Source organism: Agrobacterium sp. 22094, assembly GCF_052046015.1.
GTDB lineage: Bacteria > Pseudomonadota > Alphaproteobacteria > Rhizobiales > Rhizobiaceae > Agrobacterium > Agrobacterium cavarae.
The window spans coordinates 1,223,122-1,236,427 of record NZ_JBQEPX010000001.1; the positions used below are offsets into that span (position 1 = coordinate 1,223,122).

The 13,306-nt window shown below is 57.7% G+C and carries 12 protein-coding genes and 1 other annotated feature; of the genes, 4 read left to right on the top strand and 8 right to left on the bottom strand.

What is annotated here, in order from left to right; translation table 11 throughout:
- Window positions 1-23: 23 nt before the first annotated feature.
- The 7 genes from ACTJK5_RS05845 to hemN all read right to left on the bottom strand — a co-directional run bounded on the left by ACTJK5_RS05845 (window position 24) and on the right by hemN (window position 7,204).
- On the bottom strand, window positions 24-965 hold the full coding sequence (locus ACTJK5_RS05845; RefSeq protein ID WP_062425414.1) for a lipid A biosynthesis lauroyl acyltransferase: 942 nt from the start codon (window positions 963-965) through the stop codon (window positions 24-26).
- Between the two features lie 3 nt (window positions 966-968).
- Complete coding sequence (locus tag ACTJK5_RS05850; protein ID WP_062425415.1) at window positions 969-1,997, bottom strand: zinc-binding dehydrogenase; 1,029 nt, start codon at window positions 1,995-1,997, stop codon at window positions 969-971.
- Between the two features lie 137 nt (window positions 1,998-2,134).
- On the bottom strand, window positions 2,135-3,421 hold the full coding sequence (locus tag ACTJK5_RS05855) for a beta-ketoacyl-ACP synthase (RefSeq protein WP_335321871.1): 1,287 nt from the start codon (window positions 3,419-3,421) through the stop codon (window positions 2,135-2,137).
- A gap of 12 nt (window positions 3,422-3,433) precedes the next feature.
- A complete protein-coding gene (locus tag ACTJK5_RS05860) occupies window positions 3,434-4,630 on the bottom strand; it encodes a beta-ketoacyl-ACP synthase (protein ID WP_440611993.1) in 1,197 nt (398 codons plus the stop codon).
- 182 nt (window positions 4,631-4,812) lie between these two features.
- On the bottom strand, window positions 4,813-5,292 hold the full coding sequence (locus tag ACTJK5_RS05865) for a 3-hydroxyacyl-ACP dehydratase FabZ family protein (RefSeq protein WP_113179552.1): 480 nt from the start codon (window positions 5,290-5,292) through the stop codon (window positions 4,813-4,815).
- 150 nt (window positions 5,293-5,442) lie between these two features.
- Window positions 5,443-5,721, bottom strand: a complete 279-nt coding sequence (locus ACTJK5_RS05870; RefSeq protein WP_027675812.1) for an acyl carrier protein — start codon at window positions 5,719-5,721, stop codon at window positions 5,443-5,445.
- Window positions 5,722-5,854: 133 nt separating this feature from the next.
- Window positions 5,855-7,204, bottom strand: coding sequence for an oxygen-independent coproporphyrinogen III oxidase (gene hemN, locus ACTJK5_RS05875; RefSeq protein ID WP_440611994.1), 1,350 nt, complete (start codon window positions 7,202-7,204; stop codon window positions 5,855-5,857).
- 200 nt (window positions 7,205-7,404) lie between these two features.
- On the opposite strand from hemN, the gene fnrN reads away from it, so the two are divergent.
- Window positions 7,405-8,130 (top strand): transcriptional regulator FnrN, encoded by a 726-nt coding sequence (gene fnrN / locus ACTJK5_RS05880; protein ID WP_112519264.1) that lies wholly within the window; start codon window positions 7,405-7,407, stop codon window positions 8,128-8,130.
- A gap of 350 nt (window positions 8,131-8,480) precedes the next feature.
- Window positions 8,481-8,536 (top strand) — a sequence feature (sul1 is cis-regulatory element that is thought to sense ions involved in sulfur or methionine metabolism; They are found in Alphaproteobacteria).
- A gap of 75 nt (window positions 8,537-8,611) precedes the next feature.
- Window positions 8,612-10,099 (top strand): SulP family inorganic anion transporter, encoded by a 1,488-nt coding sequence (locus tag ACTJK5_RS05885; RefSeq protein ID WP_440611995.1) that lies wholly within the window; start codon window positions 8,612-8,614, stop codon window positions 10,097-10,099.
- A gap of 79 nt (window positions 10,100-10,178) precedes the next feature.
- On the opposite strand, the gene ACTJK5_RS05890 is transcribed toward ACTJK5_RS05885, so the two are convergent.
- The gene (locus ACTJK5_RS05890) at window positions 10,179-10,520 is read right to left on the bottom strand and encodes a hypothetical protein (RefSeq protein ID WP_246666335.1); all 342 of its coding nucleotides are present in this window, start codon (window positions 10,518-10,520) and stop codon (window positions 10,179-10,181) included.
- A gap of 181 nt (window positions 10,521-10,701) precedes the next feature.
- On the opposite strand from ACTJK5_RS05890, the gene ACTJK5_RS05895 reads away from it, so the two are divergent.
- Both ACTJK5_RS05895 and sfsA read left to right on the top strand, forming a co-directional pair.
- Window positions 10,702-12,558, top strand: a complete 1,857-nt coding sequence (locus ACTJK5_RS05895) for a PHA/PHB synthase family protein (RefSeq protein ID WP_440611996.1) — start codon at window positions 10,702-10,704, stop codon at window positions 12,556-12,558.
- 27 nt (window positions 12,559-12,585) lie between these two features.
- The gene (sfsA, locus tag ACTJK5_RS05900; RefSeq protein WP_440611997.1) at window positions 12,586-13,305 is read left to right on the top strand and encodes a DNA/RNA nuclease SfsA; all 720 of its coding nucleotides are present in this window, start codon (window positions 12,586-12,588) and stop codon (window positions 13,303-13,305) included.
- Window position 13,306: the final 1 nt, after the last annotated feature.

Genomic DNA, 13,306 nt, shown 5'->3' on the forward strand with positions numbered 1-13,306 from the left:
TATTAAAATTGACCGTTTAGTCTTCAACCGTCCGTCTTGACCTGGTCCTTGATATGCCAACGGTCGTGGTACCACAACCACTGGCCGGGATATTCGCGCACCCAGCTCTCGACCTTGTCATTCAAAAGCTGTGCGGTCTTTTGGATATCGACACTGCCTTTTTCATTGAGCGGTATCTCGACCTTGGGTTCGATTTCCAGACGGTAGCGATTGTCCGGCAGGCGGATGCATCTTGCAGGATAGACGTCGCAGCCAAACTGGCGCACCAGCTTGGCGAGCAGAGGATTGGTCTGGACATTATGTCCGAAGAACTTGGTGAGGAGACCCTTACGGAACTTCTGATCGACCAGCACACCGACGCCCGCACCACGTTCCAACTGCCGCGCAAGCGCGAAAGACGAGCCCGCATGCGACGGAACGAGCTTGCCCATGCGCTCCTTGCGGAAATTGTAGATCTTCTCTGCCACGTAAGGATTGTTAGGCGGGCGGAACAGCACCGTCACATCGAGGCCGAAGGCAGATCCTGCCACAGGCAGAAGCTCGAAGTTTCCGGTATGGGCCGTAAAGACGATGAATGGACGCGGATTGTCGCGCAGCTCCAGAAAGTTGTCGATGCCGACGACTTCGATACGACCGGGCTTCGTCTGCTCCGGGTCGTAATCGAACAGGCGGTCGAGGAAAACATATTCTGCGGCGAGACGCCCCATGTTTCCCCAGCTGTCGAGCGCGATTTCCAGGCGCTCTTCTTCGGTCTTTTCTGGATAGGCGCGAGCGAGGTTGAAAAGCATCAGCTTATGACGCGGCGTCTTGGGGCCGAGTTTACGCGCAAGGCGATCTGCAAAGTGAATTGCTGGATCGGCCGGCAACAATTTCAGCATGTTCAGAAAGCCGAACGCAATGGTCGCGTTCAGCCACTGGCGAAAGTTCTCAAGCGCCAGCACAATGCGCGTAATAAAAAGCTTCACTGATCAATCCATTCGCAGAACGATCTTACCGAAGACCTGACGGGTCTCCATGCGTTCCAGAGCCTTGTCGATATCGTCGAAGGTTACTTCGGTATCGATCACCGGATGTACAAGACCGCGCGCCATTTTCTGCATCGCATCGGCCATGTTCTGCATGCGGCAGCCAAAAGAGCCGAGCAACTTGAGCTGCTGCTGGAAAAGCATCATCAGGTTGATTTCGGTCGAGACACCGGACGTCGAGCCGCAGGTGACGAGGCGACCGCCGCGCTTCAGCGAGAACATGGAACCCGCCCAGGTATCTTTGCCGACATGCTCGAAAACGACATCGACACCCTTTTTCTTGGTAATCTTGCGCACAACGCCCTCGAAGCGGTCCACGCGGTAGTTGATGACGTGATCTGCACCCAACGCCTTGGCGCGTTCGATCTTGTCGTCCGAACCGACCGTGGTGATGACCGTGCAGCCCATCTTCTTCGCCAGCTGAATGGCGGCGGAGCCGATCCCGGAACCGCCGGCATGGACAAGAATCGTTTCACCGGGCTGAAGTTTGGCATTGTCGAAAAGCATGTGCTCGACGGTGCCGAAGGTCACAGGTGCAAGGGCGGCCGCCACGGCATCGACGCCGGGCGGGGCTAGTACCAGCTGGCGGGCCGGAATGTTGATCTTTTCCTGAGCAAATCCATCCAGGTGGAAACCATGAACGCCGCCTACATTCTCACAAAGGTTGTCGCGACCAGCGACACAATGGTGGCAACGACCACAGATGCGCGCGCCGTAAATGGAAACAAGCTGACCGGGAAGAACGTTGGAGACACCAGGACCGATGGCTTCCACCACGCCCGAGGCTTCGGCACCAATCGTCAAAGGCATCTTGCGCTTGGCAAAGGCCATGCCGCGCCAGCCCCAAACGTCGATGTGGTTCAGCGCAACGGCTTTCACGCGCAGCGTGACCTCACCCGGTGCCGGCGCTTCTGGCTCCGGCAGATCCACTTTCTCGAGCTTACGGTCGTCGACGAGTTGAAGAGCGCGCATAATAGAAGTCCTTCGCCCGAAGGCGTTAAAGCGTTTTCGATTGAGAGCGCCGCTCATCCAACTGGGACACGCGAAAACGGCTCTCCTTCACTCAAATAGACATCGCCCACTTGCGGACAGATGCGTTGGGGAACCGCTTAAGCCGGTTCCCGCGTCATGACAAGGCTTGCATTCTGGCCACCAAAGCCGAAGGAGTTGGACAGCACGGCGCTGACCTGAGCATCACGCTTCACATTCGGCACGACATCCAGCGCGATGGTCGGATCTGGATTGGTGTAGTTGATCGTTGGCGGAAGGGTGCCGGTCAGCATGGTCTGCAATGAGAACACGGCTTCGACCGCACCTGCTGCTGTCAGCGTGTGGCCGATCATCGACTTGTTGGAGGAGACCGGGATCGCCTTCAGACCTTCACCGAAGACGGCCAGCATGGAGCTGTACTCCATCTTGTCGTTTTCCGGCGTGGATGTACCATGTGCGTTGACATAGCCGATATCGCTTTCGGAGAAGCCAGCATCGGCAAGCGCTGCGCGGATGGTTGCGATCGCTGGGCCGCCATCGGGCGACGAGCGCGTGCGGTGGAAGCTGTCTGCCTTTTCGCCCGCGCCCTTGATAATGCCGAGCACCTTTGCACCGCGGGCTACCGCTGCTTCCAGCGATTCCAGAACCAGGGTGGCCGCACCCTCTGCAATCACGAAGCCATCGCGGTCCTTGCTGAAGGGCTTGGACGCCTTTTCGGGCGGATCGTTCTGTGTGGACAAGGCAGACAGAAGCGAAAAGCGGATCAGCGCTTCGGCGCTGACGGATCCGTCCGTCGCAACGGTCAATGCGCGATCGGTGCGGCCCTGGCGGATGGCTTCAACACCAAGTTGGATGGCCGTCGCGCCCGAAGCACAGGCCGTCGAAAGCGTGACCGGGAGGCCGCGTGTACCGAACTGATCGGATAGACGCTCCGAGATTGCACCAAAGAGCGCGGCCTCCTGAAAGGCTGGGTCGGGGCGCTGACGAAGAGCAGCCATGAAGCGATCATAGGCGTCGCCCGGCTTTGCAGCAGGTGGAGACCGATCGGCAAGCTCGAAGCGGGCGCTCCATTCCGGCTCGATCGGCGGCGCAGCGAGAAACAGCGGACCGTTGAAATCGCCGGATAGTCCGGCTTGAGCCAAAGCTTCGATCGTGGTTTCGCGCGCAAATGCAAAGGACCGCTCGACGGAATTGGGAACAGGGATATCGATGAAATCGACCGTGCCGCAGATCTTGGTCGAGAGATTGTCGGTCGGGAACCGGGTGATCTTGTGGATACCGGATTTCCCGGAGGTCAAAGCCGCCCAGTTATCCGAGAGCCCCTGCCCGAGCGAGGTTATGATGCCCATACCGGTGACGGCAACGATGGGGCGTCCAAGGTGATCCTTGAAATTGCTGGATGCCATGGTCTGAACTCCTCAAGCGTCTTTGGAAAGAACGGCGACACCTTCGCCGCGCACATGGCCAACCGTGGTCACGACCGCTTCCGTCGCGGCAGCCGCCATCGGTTTTTCGACAGCGCTGTCAAAGGCCGGAACCGTCGCACCGCTTTCAAGCGCAAGGGCTGCAAGCGCAAGACCCAGCGGAAACTGCGCTTCCAAGCCATGGCCGGTAACACCGCCAAAGCCGCGAATTGCAGCATGTGGCAAGGTCTTTTCGAGAATGTCCTTTTCGCGGGACGTCAGGCCGTCATAACCGCTGGCGCCGGAGAAGACGACGGTTTCAGCCGCATCCTTGGCAGGCGCGAGGAGGCGTTCGAGACGCGCCTCAAACTTGCCATCGTCGCGGTTGCCACGATCGCCTTCGATCGCGTCGATACGCGCGTAAATCTTCGCGCCACGCGCTTCGGCGCGCTTGCGCGATTCCAGCACGAGGAAGGCGCCGACGGATCCGGTGATCATGCCGCCGCCCTCGCCTTGCGCGCGCGACCAAAGCGGCTGCCAGCCACCTTGAGCATGCGCGCCAACGGCTTCGAAAAGCAGCGTCATGTCCGGACGTTCGGCCGCAAATGCACCGCCCACGAGGGCATGGCTCGATTCGCCTGAGCGAATACGATAAAATGCGGTCTCGACAGCCGAGATACCGGCACCTTCTTCACCCATGAAGGTGCGTGAGGAGCCGGTGACCTTATGCACGATCGAAATATTGCCAGCCATCAGGTTGGAAAGCTGGGCGAGAAACAGCGTCGGGCGAAGCTCCGTCGTCAGCTTTTCATTGAGCATTACTTCGCGGTCGTTGCGCTTGAGGCCTTCGTCGACAATCAGCGTATCGACATTGATGTCGCGTTCGCCGCCACCAGCAGCCACGATCATGTCCATCGTCCCACAGGCTTCCGCGTCTTCCTTCAAACCAGCATCGTCCAGCGCCAGACCGGCTGCAAACACGCCGAGGCGCTGCCAGTTTTCCATCTGGCGCTGATCCTTGCGACCGATTTGCGCAGACCAGTCAATCTCCGGCAGCGGATGAATGGGATAAGGCGCAAACTTTTCCGTCTCAACGATCGCCTCTGGCGTCGTGGTGCTGGAGAGCAGCGCAATATGGGCATCTTTACCGACACCATGACAGGTCACGATACCGACCCCGGTAATCACCACATCATTGTCAGACTTCATCATCCGTGATCCTTCGTCGCTTTTTCGGAACGCAGTCCCGGGCCAGCTTTCAAAAACGGCAGGGACGCCGCACTTGCCATGCGGAATAATGCGCGCGATGCGGCTTTGCAATGGCGAAAGCCTATCGGACCTTCCGCACCACATGACTTTTCAGCATTTTAAACGCGAAGATAGCGCTTTTTCGATCAGGTGGAGGTATCGGCAGCGATCGCCGCCATAAGGCCTACTTCCTCGGCGCGCTTCTTGACGATCGGCGCAAGCGGAATTTCAGAGAAAGGCATGGTGCGAAGCTTCAGTTGCGCGTCGCAGACCTTCTTGCCGCCTGAGGTAATCTTTGCCTTGGTGACGGCAAAGCCCGATCCGTCATGCTCGAGATAGGCCTCGATATCGAGAACGGCATTTGGCTCGACAAAGGTCCGCATCTTGGCACTGTCGACCGACATCAGGAATGGCATGGCGGCAAAATCCGTCATGGCGAGAACCAGCATGCCGGACGTCTGCGCCATGGTCTCGATCAACAGCACGCCTGGCACCAGCGGCATGCCCGGAAAATGCCCCTCGAAAACCGGGCTCTTGTCCGGCACGACCGATCGCGCCTTCAGGATGCGGGCTGATCTGTCGATAGACTCGATTCGGTCCACCATCTGGAAATATTCGAGAAGCATATCTTGTCCGTGAAATAGGCCAGGCTGTTTCGCCCCAAGACAGCGTCAGATGGGCAAACGTCCTCAGGCAAATCCTGAGGATCGAGCTCTGTCAAAAAGCAGCATGCAGGTCCCATTTTGCTGGAACCCGCAGAAGCGGAACGAAAAAGATCAGCCCTTGGCTGCCTTCAACTCGTCAATTTTGGCGCAGAGGTTCTTCAGAACGAAGTATTCTTCGGTCGAAACCTTGCCTTCGTTGACTTCCTGCGTCCACTGCTCGAGCGGGATCTTGATGCCGAATTCCTTGTCGATGGCGAAAACGATATCGAGGAAGTCGAGGCTGTCGATGCCGAGGTCGTCAATCGTATGGCTTTCCGGCGTAATGGTTTCGCGATCGATTTCGCTGGTATCAGCGATGATGTCGGCAACCTTATCGAATGTAGCTGTCACGCCCGTAATCCTTTGTGTTCTTAATTATAAAGGTCTCTTCAGACGCACCACATAGGGAAGTTGCACCAAAAAGCCAATGCTTTCGTGATGCTTCGCTCTATTTTGGGCGATGTGTGTTGCCTACACCCTACACTCAAACCGCCAGAGAATGACGCCCTCGCCCGTTGGAGAGATAGGTATCAAAGGTTGCGGCAATGCTGCGAGCAAACGGCTTGCCCGTTTCCGTCAGGGCAAAACGACCGGCCTCGAGATGGACAAGCCCGTCGCGATCACCCTCTGCAAATTGCTGGGCCTCTTCAACGGCGTGAAGAGACGCCGGACCGAAGAGCGCGGCGAGCGCCGACAGATCGAGCGAGAAATCGCACATGATCCTTTCGATCACGAAGGCCCTCACCCGGTCTTCGACAGAAAGTGCGATGCCACGAGCGATACAGAGACCATCGGCTTCAGCCATGCGTTCATACTCCCCCGTCGCAACCATGTTCTGGACGTAGCCTTGCGGCAACTTGCCAATGGACGAGGCACCAAGCCCGATCAGGGCGTCGGCGCTGTCATCGGTATAGCCCTGGAAATTGCGGCGAAGCTCTCCCTCTTCCATCGCTTTCGCCAGTGTGTCACCTGGCTTGGCGAAGTGATCGATGCCGACCGCCTCATAACCCGCCTGCACCAGCATTTCGCCTGCGGTTTTCATCTGCCTATATCGCGCAATCGCGTCCGGCAGCGCCTCTTGCGGGATCATCGTCTGGTGCTTCTTCATCCACGGCACATGGGCGTATCCAAAGAGAGCCACACGATCCGGGTCCAAAGAGATGATCTTGTCGACGGTATCGCGCAGCGTCTCGAGCGTTTGATACGGCAGGCCATACAGCACGTCGCAATTGACAGAGTGCACGCCACGCGTCCTGACCGCATCCACCACCGATCTCGTCTGTTCTAAGGTCTGTATGCGGTTGATTGTCTTCTGCACCTTCCGGTCAAAGTCCTGCACGCCGAGGCTTGCCCGCGTCATGCCGATTGCGGCCAGGGCATCGTAGCGCCCCTGATCGAGATCGTTCGGGTCCATCTCGACGCTGATTTCGGCGCCGTCCGAAAATGAGAACGTCGAGCGCAGCGCGTCCATCAGCGCAATCAGGTCCTGCGGCCTGACCATCGTTGGCGACCCCCCACCAAAATGCACGGCGGTAACGCGGACGTCTTTCGACACAAGCCGCCCGACCGCTTGAATTTCGCAGTGCAGCGCTTTCAGATAAGCGGCAATCGGCTCGTAACGAAGCGTGTGTTTGGTGTGGCAGGCACAGAACCAACAGAGCCGGTCGCAATAGGGAATATGGATGTAAAGCGAGAGGCGATGCTGCGAATCAAGGGCCTGCAGCCAAGAGGAATATTCTCCGGCTCCTATACCCAGATGGAAGTGAGGCGCCGTTGGATAACTCGTGTAGCGGGGAACGGCCGCGGAATATTTCTTCAACAAATGCTCAGCCATCGCGCTCGCTTCCTGACATGTATCAATTCTGCGACTTAGGGATACATGCTGCGACAGTTTGCAACTTTGACTTCGATCAAATTAGCTAATAAACAAAGGTATCAGAAGCGATGTGGGGACATGGGCTTCGGGGGCTTGATTTGACGGGGATTTTTGAGATCGCGCCTGCGATCGGACCCGTTCGACTTGGACGTGACGCGATGGACACGCTGCAGAGAACTATCCACAATTCGGACATGCCCGTCGTGTGCCGTTCCTGTGAGGCGCGCCATGGCGGCCTTTGCGGAGTTCTTACGCCAGCGCAGCTTCTGGAGCTCAACCGTCAGTCCAGCCGCAAGAGGTTCGAGACCGGCAACGAACTGCTTGGCCAGGGCGAACTCGTGCCCTACTACGCCAATATTCTCAGTGGCGTCATCAAGCTGTCGAAGATGATGTCGGACGGTCGTCAGCAGATCGTCGGCCTGCAGTTCGCACCTGATTTTCTCGGGCGCCCTTTCAATGCCGAAAGCAGCATGACCGCCGAAGCCGCCACCGATGTGGAGATCTGCCTGTTTCCACGGCGTGTGGTGGACCGGATGATTGGCGAAGTGCCGAACATGGAGCGCAAGCTTCACGGCCAATCACTGAAGGAACTGGACGAAGCGCGGGACTGGATGCTGACGCTCGGCCGTAAATCCGCGCAGGAAAAGGTCGCAAGCTTTCTGCATCTCATCGCCACGCACATCGATCCTGAAAAGGGTGACGTGTCCTGCTTCGACCTGCCCCTGTCACGCGCCGATATTGCGGACTTCCTTGGCCTTACGATCGAGACCGTCAGCCGTCAGATGACCAAGCTGAAAAAAGAGGGCATCATTCAGATCGAAAACAACCGCCATATCACCGTGCCCGATCTCGACGCGCTTAACGACGCCGCGGGTAACGACTGACGGGCCTTACTTATCCCAGTGCAAATGTGTCAGCGAGGCGCCAAACATGTAAGGCGCCTTGGCTTCTGCTGGTGTAAACACCGTAGCGGTCAGGATCAAAACTACAAATAAGCACTTCATCATCACGCTCCCCAGCGCCTGCCATCAAGTGGCCTCCCTGGAAACACGTTTTAGACGATAAGATACTCTTTTCGTTTAAGAAAATGGGTTATCGTCAGATTGGCGGGATGGGTCAAAAACAGCAGATCCAAGTAGGATTTCGTTAACGGACAGCCATGGTGCTTCAGGCGTTTCAGCAAAACGATGCCGGTTGCAGCACATCGACATCTCGATTATAGAACAGTTATCCACAAGGACCCGGTGAAAATCCGGGTGGCTCTTCTGGCCGCCGATCCGCCAGACAACACAGCAACGCAACCTGTTTCATCTTTTGAGGACCGAGTTCTGCTCGGCCCGTTGCATCAACTGTGGTAACTCATCCATGCGAACTTTCTCACACTACCGTCAGGAGTGGTTCTCCAATATTCGTGGAGACGTGCTCTCCGGCATCGTCGTCGCGCTTGCGCTGATTCCCGAAGCGATCGGTTTTTCCGTCATCGCCGGCGTCGATCCCAAAGTCGGGCTCTACGCCTCGTTTGCGATTGCCTGCGTCGCAGCTTTCGTCGGGGGACGTCCCGGCATGATCTCCGCTGCAACGGCTGCGACAGCCGTCGTCATGGTATCGCTCGTCAAGGACCATGGGCTTCAATATCTTTTCGCCGCAACCATCCTGATGGGCCTGATCCAGATCGTTGCAGGCTGGCTGAAAGTCGGACGCATCATGCGCTTCGTCTCTCGCTCGGTCATTACCGGCTTCGTCAATGCACTCGCCATCCTCATCTTCATGGCGCAGTTGCCCGAACTGATAGGCGTTCCGGCATTGACCTATGTGATGATCGCGGCGGGCCTCGCCATCATCTATCTCTTTCCCTACGTCACGAAGGCGATCCCCTCGCCGCTCGTTGCCATTGCCGTGCTGACTGCGATCGCATGGTGGACGGGCATCGAGCTTCGCACTGTCGGAGACCTTGGCGAGTTGCCATCGACCTTTCCAGTGCTGATGATTCCGCAGGTTCCCCTGACATGGGAAACGCTGCAGATCATCTTTCCTTATTCCGTCACGCTCGCAGCCGTCGGTCTTCTTGAGTCCCTTCTCACGGCTCAAATCGTCGATGATATGACAGATACGCCAAGCAATAAGAGCCAGGAATGCGTCGGCCAGGGTGCCGGCAACATCGCCTCCGCCCTGATCGGCGGCATGGGTGGCTGCGCCATGATCGGCCAGTCGGTGATCAACGTCACGTCCGGTGGTCGCGGGCGGCTCTCGACTTTCGTCGCCGGTGCGTTCTTGCTGTTCCTTATTGTCGTGCTGGACGACCTCGTTCGCAACATTCCGATGGCCGCACTCGTCGCGGTGATGATCATGGTGTCGATCGGCACCTTTTCCTGGCGCTCTATCCTCGATCTAAGACGCAATCCGCTGCCCTCGTCTGTCGTCATGCTGGCAACGGTCGTCACCGTCGTGGCAACCCATGACCTTGCCAAGGGCGTTATCGTCGGCGTGCTGCTGTCGGGCATCTTCTTCGCGGGCAAGGTCTCCAAGCTCTTCCGCGTCACGCGAAGCGAGGATGTGGGCGCGAAGACGGTTACTTATGTTGTCGAGGGTCAGATCTTCTTTGCCTCAGCGGAAAACCTGATCGGTGCGTTCGATTTCGCCGAGCAGGCAGAGAAGATCGTCATCGACGTTTCGTCCGCGCATCTCTGGGATATCACCGCAGTGGGCGCTCTGGACAAGGTCATCCTGAAGTATCGCAAGGCGGGCGTCGAGGTCGAGGTCATGGGCTTCAACAAGGCGAGCGCCGACATGATCGACAAGTTTGCGCTCCACGACAGACAGGAACGTCTGGCGGCAAGTGCATCGCTGCATTGATCGGTGATGGGGCCGTGGCAACGCAGCGGCCCCTTCTCATCTGCGGCTAGACGCGACGAAGAATGTTGATTTCGTTCGCTTACTGGGAGGCGGCAGGCGTTGCCGTCGGCTGCTGCTGCGCTGAAAGCGCGCGAAGCTCTGCGACGCGGCGCTTGTATTCCGCCTCGGTGATCTGACCACGGCGACGGGCAGCGCCAAGGGCAGTCAGGTTCTGCTCCATGGTCGAGGCTTCGTTTTCTTCCATCTGCGGCATGGCAGCCGTCATCGGCTTGGCAAAGGTCGGAAAGTTGCCGGTATCACGCTTCTGCAAAGGGCCGCTGCTGACCGGCTGCGGGCCGACGATCTGCGCCTTGGGTCGCTCCATATGGGCAGGATTGACGAGAGGCTTGGGCGTGGTGCAGGCAGCCAAAGGAAGGACCAAGCCGCAAACCAACAGCATAGATGCTGTTTTTACGCTTCCCGAATGCTTGCCCATTTTCCTGCCCCACCTGTAAGGTATCTATCGCGTGTCGAACGCACTGTCCCGGCGCCCGTGTTGCTGGAACTTGTATTCGTTTTCGTACAGAATGTGCAAATACAAAAATTGCCGCGGAGGAGAACGTATGGCCGGCAGTCGAAGCGGACCCGACGATGCTGAGGACAAAGGGTTCAGTTTCGATCCCAAATCTGCCGATGCCTATATTCTCCGCGATCCGCAGGCCTTTGCCATGAACATTGCCAGGGCTGTGGAAAATCTCGGCAAGGCTGCTTCCGAGTGGCTCGCTCCCAGAGAGCGCGGCGAGATTCCGCAGACGAGCCCAACTCCAATAAGCGATGTCTTCCAGACGTTGTCTGACGTGGCCGAATATTGGATGGCGGAGCCGCAGCGCTCCGTCGAGGCGCAGACCCACCTTCTGTCGAATTACTTCGCGATATGGCAAGAATCGGTAATGCGGCTGTCCGAGCAACAGACCAAAACAGGCGCGGAAAAATCACACACCGAAACCCGAAGCGCCCATAAACGGTTTGCCGATAGTGACTGGCAGGCGAACCCCTTTTTCGATTTTCTGCAGAAGGTCTATTTCGCCACCGCCGACTGGGCGGAAAAGATGGTCACGGAGGCCGAGGGGCTGGATGAGCGGACCCGCGAGAAGGCGCGCTTTTATATGCGGCAGGTGACGGAGGCGATCTCACCAGCCAACTTCGCCTTCACCAATCCCCAGGTATTTCGCGAGACGGTTGCTACCAGCGGGGCGAACCTCGTCAAAGGCATGGCACAGCTGGCGGAAGACATGGCGGCTGGCAACGGACACTTAAGGCTTCGCCACACCGACTACAGCCAGTTCGTCATCGGCCAGAATATAGCGGTCTCTCCAGGCAAGGTGATTGCCCGCAGCGCGCTCTGCGAGGTTATCCAATACGCCCCTTCAACGGAAATGGTATTCAAGCGCCCTCTTCTCATCATCCCGCCATGGATCAACAAGTTCTACATTCTCGATCTCAATGCGCGAAAATCCTTCGTCAAATGGTGCGTCGATCAAGGCCACAGCGTCTTCATGATCTCCTGGGTCAATCCCGACGCGCGCCATGCGGAAAAAGGTTGGGACGACTATATTCGTGAGGGCATCGATTTTGCGCTTGGCGCGATCGAAGAAGCGACGGGAGAACGGGACATCAATGCGGTGGGTTACTGCATTGGCGGTACCCTTCTTGCTGCCACCCTCGCCCTTCACGTCCAGGAAAAACACGATCGCATCCGCAGTGCCACGCTGCTTGCCGCACAAACCGACTTTACCCATGCAGGCGATCTGAAGATCTTCATCGATGAGCCTCAGCTTGCTGCGCTCGATGTGCATATGAAAGCAGTCGGATACCTCGATGGCGCGATCATGGCGAGTGTCTTCAACATGCTGCGCGCGTCTGATCTGATCTGGCCCTATATGGTGGACAACTATCTGCGCGGCACCCAGCCTCCACCTTTCGATCTGCTCTACTGGAACTCCGATTCCACCCGCGTCGCCGCGGCCGTTCATTCCTTCTATCTGCGCAACTGCTATCTGGAAAACAATCTGGCCGAAGGGCGAATGGTGGTGGATGGCAAGGTGCTGAACCTCGGGGACGTCACTATTCCGATCTATGATCTCGCCACGCGCGACGACCATATTGCTCCGGCAAAATCGGTATTCGAGGGTGCAAAGACGTTCGGCGCGCCGGTCGAATTCGTGCTGGGTGGTTCGGGGCACATAGCAGGTGTGGTGAACCCGCCTGACGCTGGCAAGTATCAATATCTGACGGGGGCATCACCTGCCGGTGACTTTGACGACTGGCAGCGGGAAAGCAGCGTTCATCCCGGCTCCTGGTGGCCGCATTGGCAGAATTGGCTTGAACGACAGAGCAAAGACATGGTCGGAGCGCGCATTCCAGGAGATGGTGGGCTCACCCCGCTCTGCGATGCACCAGGCACCTATGTGCTTGAATGACCGACGCCATGGGAAGACACTTGCGCCATGCGCTTTGATTCTCCTCTCGTGCCCGCCACGCTCGTCTCCCGCTATAAACGCTTCCTCTTCGACGCCGTTCTGGATGACGGAACGGCGATCACCGGATCATGCCCGAATACGGGCTCCATGCGTGGACTGACGACCCCCGGGTCTAGGATTTGGCTGTCCGAGCATGACAGCCCGACGCGCAAATATCGTCACATGCTGGAAATGGTGGAAGCGGATCAGACGGTGGTGGGCATCAATACAGGGATGCCGAACCGGCTTGCGGAAGAGGCGATCCTTGCAAATCGAATTCCGTCACTGCGCGGCTACGAAGTGCTGAAACGCGAGCAGCGGTATGGCATCAATTCTCGCATCGATTTCCTGCTCTCTGCGCCTGGAAGACCGGATGCCTATGTTGAGGTCAAGAACGTGCATTTCATGCGAGAGGCCGGGCTCGCGGAGTTTCCGGACACAGCGACGAAGCGCGGTGCCAAACATCTTGAAGAACTGGGTGATGCGGCAGAAGCCGGTTACCGCGCCGTCATGCTCTATCTGATCCAGCGTTCCGATTGCCATCAGATGCGAATCTGCTCCGATCTCGACCCGGTTTATGCTGTCGCGTTTCAACGTGCGATGCGGCGTGGTGTGGAGGCCTATGCCATAGCTTGCGAGGTCTCGCCGACGGAAATCGTCGCGAACCGGATGGTTGCAATAGACGACTGGCCTCCTGCTGCTTTATGAA